At 64.3% G+C, this 25426-nt stretch carries 25 protein-coding genes; 19 read left to right on the top strand and 6 right to left on the bottom strand.

What is annotated here, in order from left to right:
* Positions 1 to 3: 3 nt before the first annotated feature.
* The 15 genes from FZI91_RS00780 (at position 4) to FZI91_RS00710 (ending at position 14933) form a co-directional block, all read left to right on the top strand.
* Entirely contained in the window at positions 4 to 894 is an 891-nt protein-coding gene (locus FZI91_RS00780) for a dienelactone hydrolase family protein (RefSeq protein WP_155936837.1), read from the top strand.
* 40 nt (positions 895 to 934) lie between these two features.
* Positions 935 to 1450: a hypothetical protein gene (locus FZI91_RS00775; RefSeq protein WP_155937649.1), complete on the top strand. Its 516-nt coding sequence runs from the start codon at positions 935 to 937 to the stop codon at positions 1448 to 1450.
* Between the two features lie 362 nt (positions 1451 to 1812).
* The gene (locus FZI91_RS00770) at positions 1813 to 2922 is read left to right on the top strand and encodes an oxygenase MpaB family protein (protein WP_155936836.1); all 1110 of its coding nucleotides are present in this window, start codon (positions 1813 to 1815) and stop codon (positions 2920 to 2922) included.
* A 225-nt stretch (positions 2923 to 3147) separates the two neighbouring features.
* Positions 3148 to 3708 (top strand): HdeD family acid-resistance protein, encoded by a 561-nt coding sequence (locus FZI91_RS00765; RefSeq protein WP_155936835.1) that lies wholly within the window; start codon positions 3148 to 3150, stop codon positions 3706 to 3708.
* A complete protein-coding gene (coaD, locus tag FZI91_RS00760) occupies positions 3705 to 4184 on the top strand; it encodes a pantetheine-phosphate adenylyltransferase (RefSeq protein WP_155936834.1) in 480 nt (159 codons plus the stop codon). Before FZI91_RS00765 ends, coaD begins: the two co-directional genes overlap by 4 nt.
* A gap of 123 nt (positions 4185 to 4307) precedes the next feature.
* Positions 4308 to 5045, top strand: a complete 738-nt coding sequence (gene sepIVA, locus FZI91_RS00755; RefSeq protein WP_162525851.1) for a cell division protein SepIVA — start codon at positions 4308 to 4310, stop codon at positions 5043 to 5045.
* Between the two features lie 10 nt (positions 5046 to 5055).
* The gene (locus FZI91_RS00750) at positions 5056 to 5598 is read left to right on the top strand and encodes a DUF177 domain-containing protein (protein WP_203448799.1); all 543 of its coding nucleotides are present in this window, start codon (positions 5056 to 5058) and stop codon (positions 5596 to 5598) included.
* Positions 5595 to 6329, top strand: a complete 735-nt coding sequence (gene rnc, locus FZI91_RS00745; RefSeq protein WP_162525850.1) for a ribonuclease III — start codon at positions 5595 to 5597, stop codon at positions 6327 to 6329. The genes FZI91_RS00750 and rnc overlap by 4 nt, the downstream gene beginning before the upstream one ends.
* Positions 6330 to 7181 carry a bifunctional DNA-formamidopyrimidine glycosylase/DNA-(apurinic or apyrimidinic site) lyase gene (mutM, locus tag FZI91_RS00740; protein ID WP_162525849.1) on the top strand — a complete coding sequence of 284 codons (852 nt, stop codon included), beginning with the start codon at positions 6330 to 6332 and terminating at the stop codon, positions 7179 to 7181.
* 163 nt (positions 7182 to 7344) lie between these two features.
* Complete coding sequence (kdpF, locus tag FZI91_RS00735; protein ID WP_155937645.1) at positions 7345 to 7437, top strand: K(+)-transporting ATPase subunit F; 93 nt, start codon at positions 7345 to 7347, stop codon at positions 7435 to 7437.
* Positions 7438 to 7439: 2 nt separating this feature from the next.
* Positions 7440 to 9089, top strand: a complete 1650-nt coding sequence (gene kdpA, locus FZI91_RS00730) for a potassium-transporting ATPase subunit KdpA (RefSeq protein ID WP_162525848.1) — start codon at positions 7440 to 7442, stop codon at positions 9087 to 9089.
* Positions 9086 to 11167: a potassium-transporting ATPase subunit KdpB gene (gene kdpB, locus FZI91_RS00725; protein ID WP_162525847.1), complete on the top strand. Its 2082-nt coding sequence runs from the start codon at positions 9086 to 9088 to the stop codon at positions 11165 to 11167. Before kdpA ends, kdpB begins: the two co-directional genes overlap by 4 nt.
* Positions 11168 to 11174: 7 nt before the next feature.
* A complete protein-coding gene (locus tag FZI91_RS00720; RefSeq protein WP_155936832.1) occupies positions 11175 to 11771 on the top strand; it encodes a potassium-transporting ATPase subunit C in 597 nt (198 codons plus the stop codon).
* A gap of 10 nt (positions 11772 to 11781) precedes the next feature.
* Entirely contained in the window at positions 11782 to 14262 is a 2481-nt protein-coding gene (locus tag FZI91_RS00715) for a sensor histidine kinase KdpD (protein WP_162525846.1), read from the top strand.
* Positions 14259 to 14933 carry a response regulator gene (locus FZI91_RS00710; protein WP_162525845.1) on the top strand — a complete coding sequence of 225 codons (675 nt, stop codon included), beginning with the start codon at positions 14259 to 14261 and terminating at the stop codon, positions 14931 to 14933. The genes FZI91_RS00715 and FZI91_RS00710 overlap by 4 nt, the downstream gene beginning before the upstream one ends.
* A gap of 36 nt (positions 14934 to 14969) precedes the next feature.
* Here FZI91_RS00710 and FZI91_RS00705 read toward each other — a convergent pair whose 3' ends face one another.
* Positions 14970 to 15413 (bottom strand): hypothetical protein, encoded by a 444-nt coding sequence (locus FZI91_RS00705; RefSeq protein ID WP_155936831.1) that lies wholly within the window; start codon positions 15411 to 15413, stop codon positions 14970 to 14972.
* Here FZI91_RS00705 and FZI91_RS00700 point away from each other — a divergent pair.
* The 3 genes from FZI91_RS00700 to smc are packed head-to-tail and all read left to right on the top strand — an operon-like array spanning position 15404 to position 19766.
* Positions 15404 to 15826, top strand: coding sequence for an OsmC family protein (locus tag FZI91_RS00700; RefSeq protein ID WP_162525844.1), 423 nt, complete (start codon positions 15404 to 15406; stop codon positions 15824 to 15826). The two genes, FZI91_RS00705 and FZI91_RS00700, sit on opposite strands and share 10 nt — an antisense overlap.
* On the top strand, positions 15811 to 16107 hold the full coding sequence (locus FZI91_RS00695; RefSeq protein ID WP_162525843.1) for an acylphosphatase: 297 nt from the start codon (positions 15811 to 15813) through the stop codon (positions 16105 to 16107). Before FZI91_RS00700 ends, FZI91_RS00695 begins: the two co-directional genes overlap by 16 nt.
* 59 nt (positions 16108 to 16166) lie before the next feature.
* A complete protein-coding gene (smc, locus tag FZI91_RS00690) occupies positions 16167 to 19766 on the top strand; it encodes a chromosome segregation protein SMC (RefSeq protein ID WP_162525842.1) in 3600 nt (1199 codons plus the stop codon).
* An 18-nt stretch (positions 19767 to 19784) separates the two neighbouring features.
* Here the strand turns inward: smc and FZI91_RS00685 are convergent, their stop codons facing one another.
* The 5 genes from FZI91_RS00685 to fni form a co-directional block, all read right to left on the bottom strand.
* Entirely contained in the window at positions 19785 to 20213 is a 429-nt protein-coding gene (locus FZI91_RS00685; RefSeq protein WP_155936830.1) for a hypothetical protein, read from the bottom strand.
* 359 nt (positions 20214 to 20572) lie between these two features.
* Positions 20573 to 21409: a TIGR03620 family F420-dependent LLM class oxidoreductase gene (locus tag FZI91_RS00680; protein ID WP_162525841.1), complete on the bottom strand. Its 837-nt coding sequence runs from the start codon at positions 21407 to 21409 to the stop codon at positions 20573 to 20575.
* A gap of 192 nt (positions 21410 to 21601) precedes the next feature.
* A complete protein-coding gene (locus tag FZI91_RS00675) occupies positions 21602 to 22438 on the bottom strand; it encodes a cytochrome c biogenesis CcdA family protein (protein WP_203448802.1) in 837 nt (278 codons plus the stop codon).
* Positions 22435 to 22971, bottom strand: coding sequence for a protein disulfide oxidoreductase (locus tag FZI91_RS00670; RefSeq protein WP_155936828.1), 537 nt, complete (start codon positions 22969 to 22971; stop codon positions 22435 to 22437). The genes FZI91_RS00675 and FZI91_RS00670 overlap by 4 nt, the downstream gene beginning before the upstream one ends.
* 56 nt (positions 22972 to 23027) lie before the next feature.
* Positions 23028 to 23996: a type 2 isopentenyl-diphosphate Delta-isomerase gene (gene fni / locus FZI91_RS00665; protein ID WP_309224087.1), complete on the bottom strand. Its 969-nt coding sequence runs from the start codon at positions 23994 to 23996 to the stop codon at positions 23028 to 23030.
* Positions 23997 to 24018: 22 nt separating this feature from the next.
* Here fni and ftsY point away from each other — a divergent pair, with 22 nt between their 5' ends.
* Positions 24019 to 25422 carry a signal recognition particle-docking protein FtsY gene (ftsY, locus tag FZI91_RS00660; RefSeq protein ID WP_155936827.1) on the top strand — a complete coding sequence of 468 codons (1404 nt, stop codon included), beginning with the start codon at positions 24019 to 24021 and terminating at the stop codon, positions 25420 to 25422.
* Positions 25423 to 25426 lie beyond the last annotated feature (4 nt).

Raw genomic sequence — 25426 nt, 5'->3', positions numbered from 1 at the left:
GGTATGACCCCGCTGCAGCGGTACATCGCCGAGGAGATCGCCACGGACCATGTTGAGGGACTGCTGTCCCGGCGTGAGGCCATCCGCCGGCTTGCACTCCTGGGTGTCGGTACCGCCGCCGCCAGCGCACTCATCGCGGCCTGCGGCAGTGACAACAAGCCCGCGGCGACCCCCGCGTCAGCTTCCACGTCGCCGCCTCCGGGCATGGACAAATCCGTCGCCACCGAGCCGATCACGTGGAGCGGACCGAACGGCACGCTGCAGGGGGCATGGGCGACAGCATCGCAACCGCGCGGCTCGGTGTTGGTGATCCACGAGAACAAGGGCCTTACTGAATGGGTACGTTCCGTCTCGGGACGGCTTGCGGGCGTGGGATATTCGTCGCTGGCCATCGACCTGCTCTCGGAGGAGGGCGGTACCTCAACGTTCACAGACCCTGCCGGGGCGACGGCGGCACTGGGAAAGGTCTCCTCCGATCGCTTCGTCGCGGACCTGAAGTCCGGCGTCGACGAGATTCTGCGACGGGCGCCCGGAAAGCCCGCAGGTGTGGTGGGCTTCTGCTTCGGTGGTGGTTTGGTGTGGCAGCTCTTGGCGTCGGGGGAGCCGAGACTCGGAGCGGCGGTGCCGTTTTATGGGCCGCTCCCGGATAACCCTGACTTCTCGCGGTCAAAGGCCGCTGTCCTCGCGTTCTACGGTGAGCTCGACAAGCGCGTGACCGCATCGAAGGACCACGCCGCCGAGGCGCTGCAGAAGGCGGGACTGATTCACGAGATCGTCATCGAACCCGGTGCCGACCATGCCTTCTTCAACGACAGCGGTCCGCGATACGGCCCCGGCGCGGCGGCCGATGCCTGGCAGCGTCTCACCGCCTGGCTCGGCCAGCACGTCGGGTGAATGACGCTTACGCTCATTGACCATGTGGTGTAGAGCGGTATTGGTGGCCGTCGCTTCTGGTGCGGTATCGGTCGCTGCTGCTGGCATTGCGCTTGCCGATGATGGCGAGCCGACGGCTCCGCCCGCGCCCCCGTCGCCAGTGGCGAACCTCTTGCCGGGAGGTGCAAAGGCTCCGGGAAGTCCATCGCTTACCAGTGACGCTCTCTCCGCGGGATTGCCGGCACCGGTTGCGGGCCTGGGAGCGCCCGGTGGTCCGCTGTCGGCGGAGGGTCCGTTGTTATCACCCAACGGCCCGCTGTCGGCCAACGGCCCACTGACCGCACCTGGCGGACCGCTCGCGACCGATGGGCCCGTGCTGTCACCGACCAGTCCGGTATCACCCGCCAACGAGATCTGTAGATCCGGCGCTCTGCTGAAGTCCGTGGGCGATAGGTTCGCCGGAGTAATTCCCGACAGCACGCTGGCGTCGATGCAAAACCAGGCGCCTGTTAACTCCAGTAAATGCCCGCACCCGCCCGATGATCAGGCCTCGGCCGCCGATCAACCGGGAAGCTAGTCGCTCAGCTAATCCGCAAGGGTGGGGTAAAAAGAGTGGATATCGCGGAGCGTAATTGTTGCCGTCCTGGTGCTCGGACTGACGTATCTGTTCTAGACGTAGTGGAGTAAGCACGTGATGGCGGGAAACCCAGTTATGGACCGTCTTCGTACTTGATTCGGTCTGCTCCGAACTATCCGTATCGACACTTGATTTTGGGTGGTACCGGGAGCATCATCACTTTCTGATGTGAAATTGGTCATAGTCAAAATGGCGATGGTCATGTGGTGAGGGGGTCGACCAGCTACGGAAGGCTGGGCGTGTGAACGGTCGGGTACCGAAGCTAACCAAGTAACGGGTATCGGCAACGCAAGGAGTTTGACATGGTGGTCCGGGGCATCAAGGCATTCAAGAAAATCATGCAGACGACATTTGATCCAGAGCTAGTGATTCCCGAAGAAGCCAGGGTGACAGAATTCACCGGCGACAACAGTTTGTCGCGGAAAGATCTTTTTCAGCATCCGATTCCTGCTAATTCCCTGATATGGAAGTATTGGGGGCGTCTTGACGTGATGTATTTCGGCAGCGGGGTGCTGAATCCCATTGCGGGGGCGTGGCCGCAGATGGGGAGAGCGACCGCGGGTTCTGTTCTTTTCAGTGGCGACAGTTCATTCCGCGCACGCGCTAAGATATACAAGCAACGGCGTCAGAGATCCCGCGATTACATTTATGGTTCGGTGTACGACGCTCCGGAAGATGCGAAGAAGTACGGACTTAAGACTCGAAATATGCACAAGTCCGTCAAGGGCACGCTGCATGACGGCACGTTTCATGCTTTGAATGCGGAAACCTTCTACTTCGCGCATGTCACCTTCTTTTATTACCTGATGACAATGGTGACCGAGCGGCTGTATTTCGACGGGTCCATGCCACGGGCGGTGAAAGCGCAGATATTTGAGGAATCAAAGGAGTGGTACAGCATGTGGGGGGTGGACGATAGTTCTCAGCCGGATACATTCGAAGATTTCGAGCGGTATCTGGAAAACATTGAGCGTAACCATTTGGTGAGTTCACAGGTAACTCAGGTCATGCTGGACCAATTTATGGAGCGTCGCCCGGCGCCGCGATGGTGGCCGCCGGTCATGAAGAAATTTGTGTGGCCCTGGCTGGTGGCGCGGCGACAAGTCGTTGTCAATAGTTATCCGCCCCATGTACAGGAGCTGTTCAATTTAGAGTGGACCCCCGAGGACGACGATATCTTGCGTCGCTTTATGGGTATGTATCGGCGGTTCCACGCGGTTCTCGAGCGTCTCCTCCCGCTAAAGTTTTTCTACTTGCCGATTGCAGTGAGCGGCTTTGAGCGGGAAGGGATCGATCCACGCAAGATCACCCTGGAGTCCGCGCAGCAAGCACTCCGGGAAAACCGCGCTCGCCGCGCGGCGCGAGAAGATGCGCCAATAGTTGAGACGGAGGGGATGGTGGCTTCCAGCTAACAAGGTTGCTGGCCGCCGGTTTCACCCCAGCCCCACTGTGTGTCCCGCGCGCCCTCTCGGGCAGTTCGGCCGGGACCTACGTGAGCGCCTTTCGGTCGTGCGTGGAATGCGCTGCCGAGCGGAACCCCAACCGAGGCGAGCGGGTTCGGCGTAATACGCAATGGGCCGCGCGAATCGCCGCCGATAACTCCCCGTCACCGTTCTAGAAGAAATACGCTAGGCGGCATGACTACAAGTGTCGGGCAGGATCTCGTCAAGCATCTCTGGAAATCTGCGGTGGTATCAGGAGTTTTGGCCGTAATCGTTGGCGCTGTGGTCCTGATATGGCCTCAAGTCACTGTGCTCGTCGCCGCATACGCTTTCGGCGCATATCTCGTGATATCCGGTATCGCCCAGGTCGTCTTCGCCTTCACGCTGCCGGTGTCCTCCGCTGGCATGCGGGTGCTGTTGTTCCTCACCGGCGCGATTTCGTTCGTCCTCGGTGTGCTGTGCTTCAAAGATGAGCTGAATTCGATTCTGCTGCTGGCCATCTGGATCGGCGTCGGCTGGATCGCTCAGGGCATCGCGGGCACCATCACGGCGGTAGGTGACAAGGACCTCCCAGGGCGTGGCTGGCAGATCTTCAGCGGGATCATCTCGACGATCGCGGGCATCGTGCTCATCGTCTACCCGATCAGCTCGATCGTCACCCTCACCCTCGTGGTCGGCATCTGGCTCATCGTGATCGGTGTGCTGCAAATCGGAAGCGGCATCGGCATTCGCTCGGCCACCAAATCGTCCGCATGACGGGAGCTGTCTGCCCCGGCTCGTTCGATCCGGTGACCCTCGGGCATCTGGATGTGTTCGAGCGTGCCGCGGCGCAGTTCGACGAGGTGGTCGTCGCGGTGTTGATCAACCCCAACAAAGCGGGCATGTTCACCATCGACGAGCGCATCGAGATGATCCGCGAGTCCACCGCCGACCTGCCCAACCTGCGCGTCGAATCCGGGCAGGGGCTGCTGGTCAACTTCGTGCGCGAACGGGGGCTGGGCGCGATCGTCAAGGGGCTGCGCACTGGCACCGATTTCGAATACGAGCTCCAGATGGCTCAGATGAACAAACACATCGCCGGGGTTGACACTTTCTTTGTCGCCACCGCACCGGCGTACTCGTTTGTCTCGTCCTCGCTTGCCAAGGAGGTGGCGACGTACGGGGGAGACGTCTCGGCGTTGCTACCTCCGTCGGTTCATGAACGACTTCTCGCGAGAATTTCACGGCAGTGAAGGACACTGAACAATAGAAATGTGACCGTGCAGAAATAGCCGACACACCGGTCAGCTAGCGGCGTCACAGCTGTCACACCAGGCACACTGGTAACAGTGGAAACTCGCGTGAAGGGTGTAGCCGTGTACCGAGTATTTGAAGCGCTCGACGAGCTGGGCGCCATCGTGGAAGAAGCGCGCGGCGTTCCGATGACCGCTGGATGCGTCGTGCCCCGCGGCGATGTCCTCGAACTGATCGACGACATCAAGGACGCCATCCCCGGCGAACTCGATGACGCCCAAGACGTCCTCGACGCCCGCGACTCATTGCTGCGCGAGGCCAAGGAGCATCACGAGACGGTGATCGGCAAGTCGAACGCCGATGCCGAACAGACCCTCAGCCACGCCCGCGGCGAGGCCGACAGGCTGCTGGCCGACGCCAAGGCGCAGGCTGACCGCATGGTCGCCGAGGCGCGCAACCACGCCGACCAGACCGTCGGTGAGGCGCGCGAAGAGGCGGCCCGCACCCTCGCCAACGCGAAGCGGGACCAGGAGAGCACCGTCGCGCGCGCCAAGGCAGAGGCCGATCGCCTGGTCGATTCCGGCAACGCCTCCTATGACAAGGCCGTGCAGGAAGGCATCAAGGAGCAGCAGCGCCTGGTGGCGCAGACCGAGGTCGTGCAGGCGGCAACATCAGAATCCACCCGGCTGATCGACACGGCGCACGCCGAGGCCGACCGTCTGCGCGGTGAATGCGATATCTACGTCGACAACAAGCTGGCCGAGTTCGAGGACTACCTCAACGGCACGTTGCGCTCGGTGGGCCGTGGACGTCACCAGCTGCGTACCGGCGCTGGTACCCACGACTACGTGCAGCGTTAACATTAGGTTTATGCCAGGACCTGGACCTTTCGTTCTCGACGTCCTGGCCCTCGGGCTTGGACGACGCCCTGGGTCGATGCTGCCGGTGCAGCGGTCGTTCCCCAGCCCCGTGCGGATCGGTGTCGATCTGATCGCCATTCCCGAGGGCACCGACGTCGACTTGGATTTGCGCCTTGAATCGGTCTCGGAAGGTGTCCTCGTTACCGGGGATGTCGCCGCTGACCTCGAGGGGCAGTGTTCGCGCTGCCTCGAGCCGATCACCGGCCACGCGGATGCCACCATCACCGAGCTCTTCGCGTATCCGGACAGCGAGACCGAGGCGACCACTGAGGAAGACGAGGTGCATCGGGTTGATGATGGTCTGATCGATCTCGAACAGACCATTGTGGATGCCATCGTGCCCGATCTGTCACTGGCTCCGCTGTGCCGGCCCGATTGCCCGGGACTGTGCCCCGAGTGCGGAATCGCCTTGGCGACAGCCGAACCCGGCCACCAGCATGACCGGATCGACCCGCGGTGGGCCAAGCTCGCCAATTTCGGTGACGATCAGTGAGTCCTGCGCCAGAGAATCGGTACGAAGACCTGCGTGCCGCGATTGGTGTGCACATCGGTGACGATCTGCTCACGCTGGCGCTGACGCATCGCAGCTATGCCTACGAGAACGGCGGCCTGCCCACCAACGAGAGACTTGAGTTTCTCGGGGATGCTGTTCTCGGGCTGACGATTACCGAAACGTTGTACCAGGACCATCCCGACCGCTCGGAGGGTGATCTGGCGAAGCTGCGTGCCAGCATCGTCAACACCCAGGCGCTGGCGGGGGTGGCGCGCGGCCTGACTGGCGACGGCCTGGGGGCACACCTGCTCCTCGGTAAGGGCGAGGAAAACACCGGCGGTCGCAACAAGTCCAGCATCCTTGCCGACGGCATGGAGTCGATTCTTGGCGCGGTCTATCTGGAATACGGCCTGGAGACTGCCCGGACGGCGGTGTTGCGGTTGTTCGGCGAGCTGTTGGAAATCGCGCCCAAGCTCGGTGCCGGTCTGGACTGGAAGACCAGCCTGCAGGAGCTCACCGCGGAAAAGGGTTGGGGTGCGCCGTCGTATGCGGTCACCTCGACCGGGCCGGATCATGACAAGGAGTTCACTGCCACCGTGATGGTCAACGACGCCGCGCACGGAGTCGGGGTTGGCCGGTCCAAGAAGGAGGCCGAACAACGGGCGGCCTCCGAGGCATGGAACGGCATCAACGGCGATGAGCCCCTGGGCGCAGAGCCAAGGGCGCGGTGAGTGCCTGAGCTTCCCGAGGTGGAGGTGGTCCGTCGCGGACTGCAGCACCACCTCGTCGGCAAGAGCATTGCCTCGGTGTCGGTACACCACGAGAGGGCCGTGCGCAGGCAGGCTGGAGGTGCCGTCGAAATGGCGGGACTGCTTGCCGGACAACAGATCAGCGGAACCGGTCGGCGTGGAAAGTACCTGTGGCTCATCCTGGGTGAGGATCAGGCGCTGGTCGTCCACCTCGGGATGAGCGGCCAGATGCTCATCGGGCCGATCTCCAGACCCCAGCATTTGCGTATCGCCGCCACACTGGACGACGGGTCGATACTGAGCTTCGTCGATCAGCGCACCTTCGGCGGCTGGATGGTGACCGATCTCGTTACCGTGGACGGAAGCGAACTGCCCGAGCCGGTGGCGCATATCGCGCGGGATCCGCTCGACGACAGGTTCGACGCCTCAGCTGTGGTGACCCGGCTGCGCGGTAAGCACACCGAGATCAAGCGCGCGCTGCTCGATCAGACTGTGGTTTCGGGCATCGGGAACATCTACGCCGACGAGGCACTGTGGCTGGCGCGGGTGCATGGCCGCCGCCTCACCGACGGCATGAGCCGCGCGAAACTCACCGAGGTGCTGGGCAGCGCCGCCGATGTGATGCGCCTGGCGCTCGCTCAGGGTGGTACCTCATTCGACGATTTGTATGTGAACGTGAACGGTGAATCCGGTTACTTCGAGCGCTCTTTGGAGGCGTACGGGCGGGAAGGTGAGCCGTGCCGCCGGTGCGGACGTGCCATGCGCCGGGAGGCTTTCATGAACCGCTCCTCGTACTTTTGTCCGGGCTGTCAACGGCTGGTTGAAGCCCGTTAAGGACGTATCAAGAGCCCCGATACCCGCGTCAAGGGGTCGTAAAGAACGCAGGTGAGGCACCTGCCGGGGACCATGATCCCTGCGTGGCTGATTTCTGGTACCTGGTTCTGACGGTCGTGGGCTTCGCGTCATGCGTCGCCGTCGTACGCGGATTGCAGGCGCGATGACCGCGGCAATAAGCATTGTTCTTGTCGTCCTGTCGGTCGCTCTCGTCGTGTATCTGGTGGTCGCTCTGCTCGACCCGGAAAGGTTCTAACGGTGAATTCCGCGCTGGCGGCCGGTCTTCAGATCGGCTTCGTCATATTCGTGCTCGCCATCGCTTACGTCCCCCTGGGGGACTACATGGCGCGCGTCTTCACGATCGTCAAACATTCGCTTGTGGAGCGCGTCATCTACCGCGTCGGCAGGGTGAATCCCGATACCGAGCAGACGTGGGTGGGCTACGCCCTGTCGCTGCTGGGCTTTTCGTTCGCGAGCGTGATCTTCCTTTATCTGCTGCAACGCATTCAGGGCGTGTTGCCGCTCTCGGGTGACCTCGGTGCGGTGAGTCCGGCGGTGGCGTTCAACACCGCGGTGTCCTTCGTGACGAACACCAACTGGCAGTCCTATACCCCGGAAACCACCATGACCAACCTGACCGAGATGGTCGGGTTGGCGGTGCAGAACTTCGTATCTGCCGCGGTAGGCCTGGCGGTGGCCGTTGCGCTCATCCGCGGCATCGTGCGGACCTCGTCCGGAGGCGAGCTGGGCAATTTCTGGGTTGACCTGGTGCGGGCGAGCTTGAGGATTCTCCTGCCCATCTCATTCTTGGTCGCACTGATCCTGTTGTCGCAGGGCACCATTCAGTCTCTTTACACCCACTTCGATGCGACCGCGCTCGACGGGACGGCACAACACATCGCCTTGGCTCCGGTCGCCTCACAGGAAGCCATCAAGGAAGTCGGCACCAACGGGGGCGGTATCCTGGGTGCCAACTCGGCGCATCCCTTTGAGAACCCGACACCGCTGTCCAACATCACCGAGATCCTCGCCATCCTGATCATTCCGGTCTGCCTGACCCGCACCTACTCGACAATGGTCGGTGACAAGCGTCAGGGCTTGACCGTTCTGGCGGTGATGGCGACACTGTTCGCCGGCGTGCTGGCCGTCGTCAGCTGGGCCGAGTTCTCGATGGAGGGCAAGGAAGTTCGGTTCGGTATTCCCGGATCGGTGCTGTTCGCGGTGAGCACCACCGGAACATCCACGGGTGCAGTGAATTCCGCACATGATAGTTTCTCGGCCGCCGGAGGCGGGGCATTGATCCTGAACATGCTGTTCGGCGAGATCGCGCCCGGTGGTGTCGGCACGGGCCTGTACGGCATCCTGGTGTTGGCCATCATTGCCGTGTTCGTCGGCGGTCTGTTGGTGGGTCGCACCCCGGAGTTCCTGGGAAAGAAGATCGGCCGACGCCAGATCACCATGGCCGCACTGTCTGTACTCGTCATGCCGGCTCTCGTGCTGATCGGCACCGGCATCTCGGTGGCGCTGCCGTCGACTCCCGGATACCAAGGCAACAGCGGCGACCCTGGCACACCACAGTCCATCCATGGCTTCTCGGAGGTGTTGTACGCCTATGCCTCGGCCGCCAATAACAACGGCAGCGCCTTCGGTGGACTCACCGTGACCAGTCACTGGTTCCAGGCGTCCCTCGGGGTGGCCATGCTGTTGGGCCGCTTCCTGCCCATCATCTTCACCCTGGCGCTGGCCGGATCGCTCGCCACTCAGCAGAAGACTCCGGTATCGGCCGGAACTCTGCACACCCACGGCCCCATGTTCGCCGGACTACACACTGGCACAGTGCTGTTGGTGGCCGCTCTTACCTTCTTCCCGGCGCTGGCGCTGGGACCGATCGCCGAGGCAGTCCTGTGAGCAAGACCAGTAAAACCCCAGTCGGCGCCGGCGTCTTCGACCCCACGCAACTGGTCAAGGCGCTTCCGCTTGCCGTGCGCAAGCTCGATCCCCGGCACATGGCCCGTAATCCGGTGATGTTCGTGGTGACCGTGGGGTCGGTGGCCACCACCGTGCTCGCGGTCCTGCATCCGTCGATCTTCGCGTGGGCCATCACGGCCTGGCTGTGGTTCACGGTGGTGTTCGCGAACCTGGCCGAAGCCGTCGCCGAGGGGCGCGGTAAGGCGCAGGCGGCGAGCCTGCGAGAGGTCAAGCGTGACACCGTCGCCCGCAAGTTGGTGGGAGATTCTGAGGAACAGGTCCCCGGCAGTTCACTGCGTCCGGGGGACCGGGTGGTGGTGGAAGCCGGGCAGGTCATTCCCGGAGACGGTGACGTGGTGGACGGCATTGCCACTGTCGACGAGTCGGCCATCACCGGTGAATCAGCGCCCGTGGTGCGGGAATCCGGTGGCGACCGTTGTGCCGTCACCGGCGGCACCACCGTGCTGTCGGACCGGATCATCGTGCAGATCACCGCGGCGCCGGGCGAGTCCTTCGTCGATCGGATGATTGCCCTCGTCGAGGGCGCGTCGCGGCAGAAGACACCCAACGAGATCGCGCTGAACATCCTGCTGGCCTCGCTCACCATCATCTTCCTGCTGGCCGTCGTGGCCCTCGGACCGATGGGCAACTACGGTGGTGAGCAACAGGATCCGATTAAGCTCATCGCGCTGTTGGTGTGTTTGATTCCCACCACAATCGGCGCGCTGATGTCGGCGATCGGCATCGCTGGCATGGACCGGCTGGTGCAGCACAACGTGCTGGCCAAGTCCGGACGCGCCGTCGAGGCCGCCGGCGATATCGACACCCTGCTGATGGACAAGACGGGCACCATTACCTTTGGTAACCGGCAAGCCACCGAATTCATTGCGGCGCCCGGTATCACGTACGAGACCATCGCGGCGGCGGCACGGGCATCGAGCCTCGCCGACGAAACCCCCGAGGGTCGCAGCATTGTGGAACTCGCGGCCGGGGCGAGCGAAGCGACAGGGGCAGGCAGTGGCGAGGGAGACGTAAAGGGTGACTTCGTCGCCTTTACTGCGGCGACGAGGATGAGCGGGTTGGACACCCCTGACGGCAGGCAGATCCGCAAGGGTGCCTCCGACTCGGTGTTCACTTGGGTGGCAAGCCTTTCCGGTGTTCAGGAGGACGACCCGGCAGTGGTCGCGGTCCGCAAGATCGCCGATCAGGTGGCGAGTGAAGGTGGCACGCCGCTGGTGGTCGCCGACCATAGCCAGACAGGGGGAGCTACCGAAACCCGGCTACTCGGCGTGATCCGGCTCTCCGATGTGGTGAAACCGGGTATGGCCGAACGGTTCGCCCAGCTGCGGGCCATGGGTATTCGCACCGTCATGGTCACCGGCGACAATCCGTTGACTGCCAAGCAGATCGCCGCCGAGGCGGGTGTCGACGACTTCGTCGCCGAGGCCACTCCGGAGGACAAGCTGGAGCTGTTGCGCAACGAACAGAAGGCCGGTCGTCTGGTCGCGATGACCGGAGACGGCACCAACGACGCCCCGGCACTGGCACAGGCCGACGTGGGTGTGGCGATGAACACCGGCACCTCGGCGGCCAAGGAAGCCGGGAACATGGTGGACCTGGACTCCGATCCGACCAAGCTCATCGACGTGGTGGCCATCGGTAAGCAGCTGTTGATCACCCGGGGTGCGTTGACCACGTTCTCGCTGGCCAACGACCTCGCGAAATACTTCGCGATTTTGCCCGCACTGTTCAGCGGTATCTATCCGCAGTTGAATAACCTCAACGTCATGCGGCTGGCCACTCCGCAGTCGGCGATCCTGTCGGCGGTCATCTTCAATGCCCTCGTGATTATCGCGCTGGTGCCGTTGGCGCTCAAGGGTGTTCGCTACCGCCCGGTCGGAGCCGGGGAGCTGCTGCGGCGAAACCTGTTGATCTACGGACTCGGTGGCGTGATCGTCCCCTTCGTGGGGATCTGGCTGATCGATCTGGTTGTGCGTTTCTTACCGGGAATTGGGTGATTTGGAGATGAGTAAGGTTGTCATCGCATGGCTGCGCCAGTGTGTGGCCGGTCTGGTGGTGCTGCTGTCCCTGACGGTGGTGCTCGGCATCGCTTACCCGGCCACGGTGTGGCTGTTCGGGCGTATCGACTCGGCCTCGGCCGAGGGCTCACCGCTCACCGATAAGAACGGTTGCGTGGTCGGCTCGGCGATCATCGGGGTGGACCCGCAGGCCTCCGGTTCTGATCCCTACTTCCACACGCGTGCCAGCGGCGATCCCGCCGCGGGCGCGCCCTCCAATCAGGGGCCCAATAGCGAGAAGCTCAAGGCGGATATCGACAAGAGGCGCGCCACCATCGCCCAGCGCGAGAGCGTCGATCCCGCACGGATTACCGCCGACGCGGTGACCGGTTCCGGCTCTAGCTTGGATCCCGACATCACTCCCGAATATGCCGCACTGCAGATCCCGCGGGTCGCCGCCACCGTCGGCCTGAGCCAGGCCAGGGTGAAACAGCTCGTGGATGCGCACACGTCGTCCCGGCAATGGGGCATCCTGGGGGAGCCGCGGGTCAACGTGCCAACGCTGAACGTGGCGCTGGGCCTCACCGGCCCGCCCTGCCGATGAAGGAGAGTGCGTGCGCGGGACGTTGCGGATCTATCTCGGGGCCGCACCCGGGGTAGGTAAGACCTACGCCATGCTCAACGAGGCACACCGTCGGGCCGGACGCGGTACCGACGTGGTCGCCGCCACCGTGGAGACCCACGGCCGCAACAAGACGGCCGAACTGCTTGACGGGCTTGAACTCATCCCTCCGCGCGAGGTGACGTACCGCGGGACCGTCATGTATGAGCTCGATGTGGACGCGGTGTTGACACGTAAGCCGGCGCTGGTGCTCATCGACGAGATGGCCCATACCAACGTGCCGGGCAGCCGGAATGCCAAGCGCTGGCAGGACATCGACGAGATTCTCGATGCCGGGATCGACGTACTGACCACCATCAACGTGCAGCACCTCGAAAGCCTGAACGACGTCGTCGAACAGATCACCGGGATCGTGCAGCGTGAGACAGTGCCCGACGCCGTGGTGCGCCGCGCCGAGCAGGTCGAGCTCGTCGACATCACGCCGGAGGCCTTGCGGCGCAGGATGGTTCACGGAAACGTTTACGCGCCCGAGAGAGTAGGTTCGGCGCTGAGTAACTATTTTCGAACCGGCAACCTGACCGCATTGCGGGAGCTGGCGCTGCTGTGGCTCGCCGATCAGGTGGATGCCGCGCTCGCCAAATATCGCTCCGATAACAGGATCACCAAGACCTGGGAGGCGCGCGAGCGGGTGGTCGTCGCGGTCACCGGTGGACCCGAATCGGAAACCCTGGTGCGTAGGGCAAGCCGGATCGCTGCCAAGTCCAGCGCCGAACTGCTGGTGGTACATGTGGTGCGCGGCGATGGCTTGGTCGGGGCCTCCACGGAGGTCATGGCCCGGGTACGTCGATTGGCCAACGACATCGGCGCCTCGGTGCAGGCCGTCACCGGAGACGACGTGCCGCAGACCCTGCTGGACTTTGCGCGAGGGGTCAATGCCACCCAGTTGGTGCTCGGTACCTCCCGGCGGTCCCGGTGGGCCCGGATCTTCGACGAGGGTGTGGCCGCAGCCGTCATCCGCGACTCCGGCGCCATCGATGTGCACATGGTGACGCACGGCCACACCCGGCCCGCAACGTTGCGCAGTTGGTCGACGCCCCAGGAGGGGCGTAAGCGGCTCATCATCAACTGGTTGGCCGCAATCCTGGTGCCGTTGGCGACCGCTTTGTTCATTCACTTCTTCGACGCCGCACTCGGTGTGGGCAGCAAGAGCGCCCTGTTTCTTGTTGCCGTACTGACGGTTTCATTGCTCGGAGGCGTGTCGACCGCGCTGGTATCGGCGGTCATCTCAGGTCTGCTGCTCAACTTTCTGTTCGTCGCGCCGCGATACAGCTTCACCATTGGCGAGACCGACAACGCCCTAACCATCCTGATGATGATGGTCACCGCGGTCGCGGTCGCGGCCCTGGTGGATGCGGCGGCCACCCGGGCGCGACAGGCCCGGCGCGCCTCCCGCGAGGCGGAACTATTGGCGCTCTTCGCCGGTGGGGTCCTGGTCAACTCGGACCTCTCGGCCCTGCTGGAACGGGTGCGCGCCACCTATAACCAAGAGGCGGTGAGCCTGCTGTGTGCAGAGGGTCCCGCCATCGCCTCCGTGGGAGCGCACCCACCCACGAGGGAATCGGAGGCTGACTCGGTGTTCCGGGTGGACGACGGCGCGTACGCACTGGCGCTGAATGGACCGCCCGTGCCGTCTTCGGACGCACGCGTACTCCAGGTGGTCGCGGGTACGGCTGTCGGCCTGGTTCGTTCGGCACGACTGGCCGAAGAGGCGTCGCAGGCCTCGGCGCTCGCTGAGGCGGACCGGCTGCGGCGCGCGCTGCTGTCGGCGGTCAGTCACGACCTGCGCACCCCGCTGGCGGCGGTTAAGGCCGCCGTATCGAGCCTGCGCAGCCCCGATATCGAGTTCTCTCCGGAGGACACCGCGGAACTGCTTGCCACCGTGGAAGAGTCGACCGATCAACTCACGGCGTTGGTGGGTAATCTGCTGGACTCGTCGCGCCTGGCTGCGGGGGTCGTCAAGCCTCGTGCGGTGCCGGTGTACGTCGAGGAGATCGCGCAGCGGGCGCTGCTCGGTGCCACCGAGAATGACCGCAAGCGCGTACAGCTGGAGCTGAACGGCGCAGTGGTGCTAGCGGATCCTGGCCTGCTCGAGCGCGTCTTAGCCAACATCGTCGACAATGCACTGCGATACTCACAGGCGCAGGTGCTGGTCAGCTATGAGGAGGTGGAGGACCGCACCCTGGTGATCGTCGCCGACCACGGCAAGGGATTGGACGCATCAAGACGCGGTGCGGCGTTCGAGGCCTTCCAACGGCTTGGTGACCGTGACAACACGGTTGGTGTGGGACTTGGTCTTTCGGTGGTGAAGGGTTTTGTAGAAGCGATGGAGGGCACGGTGAACGCGACCGACACGGCAGGCGGCGGTCTGACCATGATCGTTGATCTACCCAGTGCTGGTGGAGGGATCCGGTGACGCGAGTGCTGGTGGTGGACGACGAGCCGCAGATCCTGCGCGCCCTTCGGATCAACCTGTCGGCGCGCGGATATGACGTGGTGACGGCCTCGTCCGGGGCCGGTGCGCTGCGCGCTGCGGCGGAGACCCAGCCCGAGGTGGTGATCCTGGATCTCGGTCTGCCGGATATGGACGGCACCGAGGTACTGGCCGGGCTGCGCGGTTGGACGGATGTGCCCGTGATCGTGCTGTCGGCGCGGACCGATTCGGCCGACAAGGTAGAGGCGCTCGATGCTGGTGCCGACGACTACGTGACCAAACCCTTTGGCATGGACGAGTTTCTGGCTCGGCTGCGAGCCGCGGTGCGCCGTGGCACACCCGATAGCACCGAACCGGTGGTGCACACCGAGACCTTCGATGTGGATCTGTCCTCGCACAAGGTGATCCGCAACGGGACGGAGGTGCACCTGACGCCCACCGAATGGTCGATGCTGGCCGTGCTGGTGCGCAATCGCGGAAAGCTGGTGGGACAGAAGGAACTGCTGCACGAGGTCTGGGGGCCGGCATACAGCTCCGAAACCCATTACCTGCGTGTGTATCTCGCGCAGCTGCGGCGCAAACTAGAAATCGATCCGGCCCACCCCAAACATCTACTCACCGAGGCGGGCATGGGGTACCGCTTCCAGGAGTGATGAGCGCTCGCGCGAAGGGCCGACAACCCCGTGGTGTCAGAAGGGTGGCCGACCGAGGTCGATCTGTTGGATATCGGGATCGCATCCGGGCCGGTAGGTGGGTACCAGCTTGCCGTAGCTCGCTTTGAACTGGTCGGCGCCGATTCTTTCCACGGTTTCGGGCTTGGCGAGCAGCAGGTAGATGCCCATCGGGGTGATCCGTTTGGTGAAACACGTGTCCACCACCGTGTACGACTGCCGCTCCGCGGAAGTGGGCACGATTTTCGGCTCCCCCGGGGGGACGTACACCAGCTCTTCGATGCGCGGGCCCCACGAGCCAGATAACAACTGCGCCCGCACCTCGCTGTACGGACGCAGCAGTAGTGACTCTAGCGTCACGACCGGCTCGGCGGCTGCAGTTGGCGCAAACAGGTTTGACACGCAGAGCGTCGCCACCGCTGTGATAGCGGCGGTTACATAGCATTGCGTGCGTGACGTCATTATGGGTAGAGCGTACGGGCAATCGGCGCTACACGGGATACAGCTCCCGAGGTGCCGAAGTGCTGATCGGTTCGGAGACCATCGACGGGGTGTTCACCCCCGGCGAGCTCCTCAAGATCGCCTTGGCGGCCTGCAGCGGAATGTCCAGTGACCAGCCCCTGGCGCGTCGTCTCGGCGAGGACTACCAGGTGCGCATCGAGGTCGACGGCCCGGCCGACCGGGAACAGGAGCGCTACCCCGTCCTCGCCGAAAAGATGGTTATCGACCTGAGCGAGCTGAGCCCGGAGGAGCGTGAGCGGGTCCTCACCGTCGTGGAACGCGCCGTCGATCAGGTATGCACCGTGGGGCGCACCTTGAAGGCGGGAGCCGAGGTGAATTTCGTGGTGGATGAGCGCTTGTGCGAAGACCGGTAGCAGATGCCGGGGATACCCGTCTCGACGCTTGGGTACACGGCCACGTTCAGGGGGTCGGGTTCCGCTGGTGGGTGCGGTCCCGCGCCCTCGAATTCGGCCTGACCGGCTACGCCGCGAACACGCGCGACGGCCGGGTACATGTGGTCGCGCGGGGGGAGAAATCAGCGTGTGAACAACTGCTTGCCAAGTTGAACAGCGGCGAAACACCAGGTCGGGTAGATCTCGTGGTGGACAGCTGGCACGAGCCCGGCGAGCCCATCTCCGGGTTTAGCGAACGTTAGCTTCGCGAGGGCTGTTTCTCTTCGCCCAAGCGGTTCATCAGCAGGTACTCTGGCCCGCTGTGCACCTCAAGAGTCTGACGCTGAAGGGCTTCAAGTCCTTTGCTTCGCCGACGACTCTGCGCTTGGAACCGGGTATTACCTGCGTGGTGGGCCCCAACGGCTCCGGGAAATCCAACGTCGTGGACGCCCTGTCCTGGGTGATGGGTGAGCAGGGAGCCAAGGCCCTGCGCGGCGGCAAGATGGAAGACGTCATCTTCGCGGGCACGTCGACCCGAGCCCCGCTGGGCCGCGCCGAGGTCACCTTGACGATCGACAACTCAGATCACGCGCTGCCCATCGAATACTCCGAGGTGTCCATCACCCGCCGGATGTTCCGGGACGGTGCCGGGGAGTACGAGATCAACGGCCAGAGCTGCCGCCTGATGGACGTTCAGGAACTGCTGTCCGACTCGGGCATCGGCCGGGAAATGCACGTCATCGTCGGGCAGGGACGGTTGTCACAGATTCTGGAGTCGCGTCCGGAAGATCGCCGCGCCTTCATCGAGGAGGCGGCCGGGGTCCTCAAGCACCGCAGGCGCAAGGAAAAGGCGGTCCGCAAGCTGGAGTCGATGGCCGCCAACCTGGCCCGGCTCACCGACCTCACTACTGAGCTTCGGCGCCAGCTCAAACCCCTTGGACGCCAAGCAGAAGTCGCGCGCCGTGCCGCCACCGTGCAGGCCGATCTACGGGATTCGCGGCTGCGTTTGGCCGCCGATGACCTGGTGGCGCGCCGGGCGGATTTCGATGGCACCAACGACGCCGAGACGACACTGCGCAAGGAACACGCGGAGATCACCGACAAGCTCGATGTGGCCACCGCGCTGCTGGCCGAGCACGAGACGGCGCTGGGTGAATTGATGCCCCAGGCAGAGCTGGCCCAGCAGACCTGGTTCCGGCTGTCGGCTCTCGCCGAGCGGGTGAGCGCCACCGTCCGGATCGCCGGGGAGCGGGCCAGCCATCTCGACGAGGTGACGGCCACGCCGACCGGACCCGATCCGGAGGAGCTGGAGGCGCAGGCCGAGCGCGTCGCCGAGCAGGAGCGTCTGCTTATCGCGCAGCTGGAGACGGTCACCGAGCAGCTCGCCGCGGCGAAGGCCGAGCTCTCCGCCAGAGAAGCCGCCGTCGCCCAGGCACAGCGACAGCACTTGGCGGCCGTCGCCGCGGAGGCCGATCGTCGTGAAGGTCTGGCCCGGCTCACCGGCCAGGTCGACACCATGCGCACCCGGTTGGAATCCATTGACAGCCAGGCGGACCGGCTCACCGAGACGATCGGGGAGGCGACCGTGCGCGGTGAGGTGGCGCAGACCGAGTTCGACACCGTGCGGGCGCGCGTCACCGAGCTCGACCAAGGCGAGGTCGGACTCGACGAGCACCACGAGCGCTCGGTCTCGGCGCTGTCGATCGCCAATGAGCGGGTCGCCGAGCTGCAGTCGGCCGAACGGCAGGCCGAAAGGCAGATCGCCTCGCTCAAGGCGCGCATCGATGCGCTGGCCATCGGTCTCGAGCGCAAGGACGGGTCGGCATGGCTCACCGAGAACCGCCGCGGCGCAGGAATCTTCGGGTCCATCGCACAGCTGGTGAAGGTGCGGACGGGATACCAGGGCGCCATCGCGGCGGCGATGGGACCGGCCGCCGACGCGGTAGCCGCCGAGAATCCCGCGGCGGCGCAGGCTGCGGTAGCCGCCCTAAAAGCCTCCGACGGCGGCCGGGCGGCGATCGTCTTCGGCGAGTGGCCCGCTCATGCGCATACACGACCGCAGGTCACACTGCCGCAGGGCGCGCATTGGGCCACCGACCTGGTTGACGCGCCGGACCGATTGGTGGGCGCCATCTCGGCGATGCTGGCCTCGGTGGTGGTGGTCGACGAGCTCGGCGCGGCCATCGAGGTGGTGCTGGGTAACCCGTTGCTGCGCGCGGTGACCGTCGACGGCGACCGGGTGGGCTCCGGGTGGGTCGCCGGCGGATCGGACAAGAAGCAGAGCACCCTAGAGGTCCAGGCGGCGATCGAAGCGGCGCAGAAAGAATTGCGGGCCACCGAAACTCAGGTGGGCGAGATTTCCGCAGCGCTGGCCGGCGCCCTCGCCGAGCAGACCGCGCGTCAGGACACCGCCGAGCAGGCGCTGGCCGCGCTCAACGAATCCGATGCGGCGATCTCGGCGGTGTATGAGCAGCTGGGCCGCGTGGGTCAAGACGCACGCGCTGCCGAAAATGAGGTGAAAAAGCTGACGCAGCAACGCGATCAGCTGGAAGTTGGTCGAGCCAAGACCATGGAAGAGCTGGCCGAGGTCGAGAGCCGGCTGCGCAACGCCGAAGAGGCTCCCAACCTGTTCGATGACGAGCCCGTGGATCGCGACGACATGGCCATCGAGCTCGAAGAGGCTCGTTCTGTGGAGATCGAGGCGCGCCTGGCTGTACGCACCTCCGAGGAGCGGGTGAATTCCGTTCGGGGTAAAGCCGACTCGTTGCGCCGGGCCGCAACAGCGGAGCGCGAGGCACGTGTCCGGTCCGAGCGAGCCGCGGCCGCCCGGATGCGCGCGGCCGCTATGGCGAGCACAGTCGCTGCCGTTGGCAACGAGGTAGCGGCCCGTCTCGAACATGTGGTGGCCGCCGCGTCGGCGCGTCGTGACCAACTTGGTGCGACTCGTGCGCAGCACACGGCGGCCCTGAGTGCCGTGCGTGAGGAAGTCCGCGAACATGCCCAGAGTCAAGCTCGATTGACGGACGCGCTGCACCGCGATGAGGTCGCGAAAGCTCAAGCGGCGATGCGCATCGAGCAGCTCTCGGAGCATGTGCTCGAACAGTTCGGCATGGCCGCTGATGATCTCATCGCCGAATACGGTCCGCATGTGGAACTGCCGCCCACTCAGCAAGAGATCGACGAGTTCGAGCAGGCTCGCGAACGCGGCGAGCAGGTGAGCGCACCCCAGCCGATGCCGTTCGACAGGGACACCCAGGAGCGCCGAGCCAAGCGTGCCGAGAAGGATCTACGCGAGCTGGGCAAGGTGAATCCCCTTGCCCTGGAAGAGTTTGCGGCGCTGGAGGAGCGATACAACTTCTTGTCCACGCAGCTTGAGGACGTCAAGGCCGCCCGCAAGGATCTGCTTGAGGTCGTGGCCGATGTGGACGAGCGCATTCTGCAGGTGTTCACCGAGGCCTATGCCGACGTAGAGCATGAGTTCAAGGGTGTGTTCGCGTCGCTATTCCCTGGAGGTGAGGGGCGGCTGGTGCTCACCGACCCCAACGACATGCTCACCACGGGCATCGAGGTGGAGGCGCGACCGCCCGGCAAGAAGGTCAAGCGCCTGTCGCTGCTCTCCGGTGGTGAGAAGTCGCTGACCGCCGTGGCCATGTTGGTGGCGATCTTCCGGGCCAGGCCCTCGCCCTTCTACGTCATGGACGAGGTCGAGGCCGCGCTCGATGATGTCAACCTGCAGCGCCTGATCGGTCTGTTCGAGCAGTTACGCGAGAAGTCGCAGCTCATCGTCATCACCCACCAGAAGCCGACCATGGAGGTCGCCGACGCGCTCTACGGCGTCAGCATGCGTGATGACGGCATCACACAGGTGGTTTCGCAGCGCATGCGCGGACTAGAGACCCAGCTCTCGGGCCAAAACGCCTAGCGCCTTGCCTCCCGGTGATCAATGCGGCATAACTGAGGACAGTGTGGTCGCTACAGCGATGAGCCGAGAGCATGCTGGCGTCGCGCCTTTGGTGCGGGTATGTGCCGTCATGACGACAATCTTCCCGCTTGGTACATGAAATTCCAGGCGGCAGTCGTGATCGCTGTCGTGTGACTCGGCAGCCGATCGTCCGTCGATGGTGACTGTTGTGGCGTTGCTATAGGCGGGCGAACCCGGTCCGTGCTTCTGGGCGTACGCTGTCTCGCTCCAGGTCGAGAACATCAAACTGAGATCGTTGGTCATCCGGTCACACATATTCGGATCGGCCCCCGCCGCCCCGTTGGGTTCATAGCCCTTGTCCAGGTCCTCAGCGCTCGGACTAACGAATCCGGCTTTATGTTCGATTTCTGCCGAGAAGCTGCCGCACATGTCCCACTGACCGCTCACGGGTAATGTCGTTGGCCCCGTGATTGGTTCGGACGCGCAGCTGCTTACCGCCATACAAATGGCGAAGATTGCCGCGCTGATTCCAGCGTTGTGTCGGACTGCTTGTTCATTCTGCATAGATCTGCCACCGCACCTAACGCGTAGACATAGCTCGTATCGTTGGTCGTGCCTCGAACTCTTCCGGGCCGAAAGACGCTGGAATGGTCTTGTCGTGCCCAGAAGAACCCCGAAAGAGAATACAAACACGGACGCGCGGAACGGTACTGCGATTGTCCGACAAACTGGCGGCTAGAAGTCGCAGCTCGTTCTCAGTCCGTCGTCGACGGCATCACGAGGTGGTTTCGCAGAGTATGCGCGGACTAGAGACCCAGCTCTCGGGCCAAAACGCCTAGCGTTTCAGCACGTTTGGCGGGATCGCCCAGCACCTGAATGGCCACTTGGGTGGCCCCGGCGTCCCGATGCTCCTGCAGGCGCGCCGCGATCTGCTCCGGAGTGCCGTATGCGACAAGGGAATCCACCAGCTTGTCGCTGCCGGGCTTGACCAGGTCCTCCTTGCTGCCGGCGAAACGCTCCAGCATCGTCAGGTAGTTGGTCAGTCCGAGATACATGTCGAGAGCTTGGCGGCCGAGCGTGCGGGCCTCGTCGATATCGGTGGTTAGCACCACCTTCTGCTCGGGCACGATGATCGCGTCAGGCCCTAGAAGATCACGCGCCCAACGGGTATGCGATGGTGGCGTGAGGTAAGGATGAGCCAGCGCCGAGCGCTCCGCGGCGAGCTTGAGCGATTTCTCGGCCAGCGCGGCGAGCCCTCGACCCTCCTTCGGGACACCGACCTCGTCGAGCACATTGAGGTACTCGACCAACCCGGTGTACGGCTTGTAGGAGACGCCGCTGTCGATTTCGGGGTGGCCGGCGCCGATGCCGAGGATGAAGCGCCCGGGATGAGCGGCCTCGATGCGCTGCCACGAAGCACCCACCTCGCGGGCGGGCGCGGACCAGATGTTCACGATCGCGGTCACGATTCTGATCCGCTCGGTGGCGGAGAGGAGCGGGTCCACCCACGGCAGATCGGCGGGGGGAGAACCGCCTAGCCATGCAGTGTCGAAGCCAAAGTTCTCGACGGCGCGCAGGAGCTCTGCGTCCACCGCCGAGTAGAGGGTGAAGAATCCGTAAGGCGCGAGAGCGGGTGTCGTCACGAACCTAGTTAACGCCGATTGTCTTCGGCGATATTCCTTTAACCCAAGCGGGGTTACTTATCGGCACCACAGCTGCAATTGGCCCCACACTGACAATCGGTGCAGGTGCAGTTCGGGTTGTCGCAGGTCCCTGCTTTTTCGGGTGCAGCAGTCTCATTGCTAGTCATGCATATGATGCTACGCCCGGATGGGCTATTCCTTGACCGTATTGCGCCACCAGATGGCCGCGCCGACCGCCACCAGCCCGAGGACCAACAACCACGGCCAGGCGCCGTGCAGGTACACCCAGCCGGAGATGGTGCGCTGAATCTTGCCTGCCGCGTTGATGATCGGGTCGTCAGGGTTGCCATTGGCGTGGAACAGCCTGACCTCGTAGCTGCCGTAATAGCCCACGTAGGCGCCGACCACCAAGAGGATGGCGCCGCTGATCCGGTTCAGGTACGGCAGCATCCGCCGCATGCCGTTCAGCAGCACGGTGCTGGCCAGGGCTGTGGACATGGCCAGCGTCCCCACCACCAGGGTGATGCCAGCCGCGTAGGACAGATAGACCATCACGCCGTCGACAAAGGAGCCACTCTCGAACGTCGTGCTGGTGACGGCGAGAAAAGGGCCGATCGTGCAGGACAGTGAGGCCACCGCATAGCCCACGCCATAACCGAACATCGAGCCCAACCGGGTGGTCGGCGCGTTCGCGTCCAGCACCTTGGGCATGAGCGCGATGATGTCGCGGCCCGACAGCAGCCACAAGCCCAGGATCACGAGACCGATTCCGAAAACCACGGTCACGAACGGCAGATAGCGCTGCACCACGGACGCGACCGACACCGTCAACAGCCCGAAAACGGTGAACACCGCGACGAATCCGCCCGCCATCACCACGGTGGCCACCACGGCGCGAGCCACCGCCCGCGACTTACCGATCTCGGCGCCAGGGCCCCGCACCACGAGCGCGAGATAGACCGGGAGTAGCGCGAAACCGCACGGGTTGAGCGCGGCAATCAGCCCGGCCGCGAAGGCCAGTGATGTCAGGTGAGTGCCTTCACCCGGTCACTCAGCTCCTGCTCGGACATCGACGACGTCGGGTTGTTCACAAAATCCGAGGTGCCGTTGGAATTGATGAACAGATACGCCGGCTGCCAGGGCACTCCGAACTGCCGCCACAGCGATCCGTCGGCATCGTTGAGATTGGTGAAGTGGAGGTTGTACCGCGAGATGAAGCCCTCCATCTCACCGACGGAACCCCGGCCGGAGATCCCGAGGAAGGTGACCCGGGGATTAGCCGCGGATACCGCGCTCACGTGCGGTCCCTCGCCATTGCAGAACGGGCAGTACGCCGCCCAGAACCACAAGACCACCGGCTTACCCTTGAGGCTGGCGCCGTTGAACGGGGCACCCGAGACGGTGGTGCCGGTGAAATCGAGCAGGCTATCGGCGCGCGCGCTGGGCGCCCGCACCATGCTCGTCGACAGCAACAACGCAGCGAACACGACCGCTAGGGATCGCGTCAGTGCCTGAACCTTTTGAGCCCGAAACTTCTTACGTCCCCCGAGTCGGATATTCATGTCAAGAACCTCCTGGGACGATGTGACTCCCGAAGTGTATGACGGTTGTCTTCGGTTTAGCGGGGGCTTGAACGGGGACGCAGTGAAATTCGCCGCAGACCTGCGATGGTGCTGACGTCGGCGCAGTGCATGACGATGCGCAGCTCGTCGAGGAACTGTTCGAGCCAGGCGATCACCGCCTGCGGGGATTGCACCGCGGGTGCCAGGAGCGGAAGTGCGACCGCGACGACACTGGCTCCCAGCGCGATGGCCTTCGCGGCGTCCATGCCGGTGCGTATCCCACCCGAACCGATGAGCGGCACATGCGGCAGTTCGGCGTGTACCTCGACGAGTGCATCCGCCGTCGGGATGCCCCATTCGGCCAGCTCGGGTGAGGTGATGGCGCCGGAGCGGACGAACTGCTCGACGCGGGCCCATGAGGTGCCGCCCGCGCCCGCGACGTCGATCGCGGCTAGTCGGCACCCGCCGAGCCGGCGCGCGGAGGCGCCGCCGATCCCGTGGCCGACCTCCTTGAGTAGCACGGGGAACTCGACGGCATGGGTGAGTTCTGCGAGGCGATGCACCTGGCCGGTGAAATCGGTGTCGCCCCCGGCTTGCACGGCTTCCTGCAGGGGGTTGGTGTGCACCGCCAGCGCGTCCGCTCCCACCGTCCCCACCAGGGCATTCAGGCGGTCGGTATCGGCGATGTTGCCGATCTGCGCCAGCCCGATATTGCCGATGAGAAGAATGTCGGGCGCCACCTCGCGTACCGAGAAGGTGTTGGCGCTTTCCGGGTTTACCAACATCACCCGCTGCGAGCCCAGCATCATGCCGATGCCCAGTTCCTGGGCGGCCGCCGCCAGGTTGCGGTTGATGGAGGCCGAGAGTTTTGCGCCGCCCGTCATCGCCCCGATGAGCACGGGTGCGGCCAGCTTCTTGCCGAGGAATTCGGTGGACAGGTCAACGTCGGCGAGGCTGGAGTTCGGCAGCGCCATGTAGGGCAGGTCGAATCGGTCTAGGCCGGTGGTGCGGGTGACGTACTGCACTGGATCGCTCAGGCAGGCGTCAATGTGGCGCTTCTTGCGTTCCTGTAACAATGCCCTGGTGCCTCTTGAAGTGTGGATCGCCATTGCGATCGTCGCCGTCGTGGTTATTGCTGCATTGGTCTTCGGACTGGTGCGCTACCGCTCCCGCCGGATCAGCCTCTCCCGTTCCGTCAAGAACACAGAGGTAACCGAGGGTGCCACACCGAGCGACCGATCTGGTGGATACACCGCCGGTTCCACCATCACCTTTAGCGAAGGCGGTGCGCAAGCAGTCCCGCTACCCACCGTAGGTGATGACGCGGAAGTTCCACGGGATGCGCCGCGTCGCACTATCTCCAATGTCCAGCTACCGGAACCCGTTGCAGAGCCCGTCGAGCCCCTCATTGAGCGTGAGCCCGTCGAGCCCGAGCCCATCATCGAGCCTGAAACGGAACCCGAACCCGAACCTGCGCCGGAACCAGCGCCCGAACCAGCGCCCGAACCTATCCCCGTGCTGGACGAGATCGCGCCGGTGGCGGGACGGCTCGACCGGTTGCGAGGCCGGCTGGCCAGCTCGCAGAACGCCGTGGGCAGGGGCCTGCTCGGCCTGCTGGGCGCCGGGGATCTCGACGAGGAATCGTGGGAGGAGGTCGAGGACACCCTGCTGATTGCCGACCTCGGCACCGCGGTGACCACCTCGATCGTGGACCGGCTGCGCAGCGAGATGGCGGCCCGTAGCGTGCGGACCGAGGTTCAGGCCCGGGCACTGCTACGCGAGGTGCTGATAGACGAGCTGCAGCCCGACTTGGACCGTTCCATCAAGGCGCTGCCGCACGGCGATAAGCCGTCGGTGCTGCTTGTCGTCGGGGTGAATGGCACCGGTAAGACCACCACTGTCGGCAAGCTGGCTCGGGTGCTGGTGGCCGACGGGCGCCGGGTGGTGCTCGGTGCTGCCGACACGTTCCGGGCGGCCGCCGCCGATCAGCTGCAGGCCTGGGGCCAGCGAGTGGGTGCGCAGGTGGTGCGGGGTGCCGAGTCGGCAGATCCCGCGTCGGTCGCCTTTGATGCCGTTGACGCCGGTATCCGTGAGGGCGCCGATGTGGTGGTGATCGACACCGCCGGACGACTGCACACGAAGACCGGTCTGATGGACGAGCTCGGCAAGATCAAACGTGTGGTGGAGCGGCGCGCCGAGGTGGACGAGGTGCTCTTGGTACTCGATGCCACCATCGGGCAGAACGGTTTGGCGCAGGCCCGAGTGTTCGCCGATGTCGTGAACATCACTGGCCTGGCGCTCACCAAGCTAGATGGAACAGCCAAGGGCGGCATCGTCTTTCATGTACAACGCGAGCTTGGTGTGCCGGTGAAACTGGTTGGTCTGGGGGAGGGGCCGGATGACCTGGCCCCGTTTGAGCCGCCCGCCTTCGTTGACGCCCTGTTGGGCTAGTAAC

It is taken from the genome of Mycobacteroides sp. CBMA 271, from assembly GCF_009729205.1.
Taxonomy (GTDB): Bacteria; Actinomycetota; Actinomycetes; order Mycobacteriales; family Mycobacteriaceae; genus Mycobacterium.
Note: the sequence above shows the minus strand (reverse complement) of the source record. Positions and strands in the feature narration are given on the sequence as shown.

What these genes read in the sequence shown, in the direction of transcription:
- FZI91_RS00770 (WP_155936836.1), top strand. Translation starts at nt 1,813, where the DNA reads ATGGTGGTCCGGGGCATCAAGGCATTCAAGAAAATCATGCAGACGACA.
- FZI91_RS00720 (WP_155936832.1), top strand. Translation starts at nt 11,175, where the DNA reads ATGAGTAAGGTTGTCATCGCATGGCTGCGCCAGTGTGTGGCCGGTCTG.
- FZI91_RS00705 (WP_155936831.1), bottom strand. Translation starts at nt 15,413, where the DNA reads ATGACGTCACGCACGCAATGCTATGTAACCGCCGCTATCACAGCGGTG.
- FZI91_RS00780 (WP_155936837.1), top strand. Translation starts at nt 4, where the DNA reads ATGACCCCGCTGCAGCGGTACATCGCCGAGGAGATCGCCACGGACCAT.
- FZI91_RS00670 (WP_155936828.1), bottom strand. Translation starts at nt 22,971, where the DNA reads ATGAATATCCGACTCGGGGGACGTAAGAAGTTTCGGGCTCAAAAGGTT.
- coaD (WP_155936834.1), top strand. Translation starts at nt 3,705, where the DNA reads ATGACGGGAGCTGTCTGCCCCGGCTCGTTCGATCCGGTGACCCTCGGG.
- FZI91_RS00750 (WP_203448799.1), top strand. Translation starts at nt 5,056, where the DNA reads ATGCCAGGACCTGGACCTTTCGTTCTCGACGTCCTGGCCCTCGGGCTT.
- ftsY (WP_155936827.1), top strand. Translation starts at nt 24,019, where the DNA reads ATGTGGCGCTTCTTGCGTTCCTGTAACAATGCCCTGGTGCCTCTTGAA.
- kdpF (WP_155937645.1), top strand. Translation starts at nt 7,345, where the DNA reads ATGACCGCGGCAATAAGCATTGTTCTTGTCGTCCTGTCGGTCGCTCTC.
- FZI91_RS00765 (WP_155936835.1), top strand. Translation starts at nt 3,148, where the DNA reads ATGACTACAAGTGTCGGGCAGGATCTCGTCAAGCATCTCTGGAAATCT.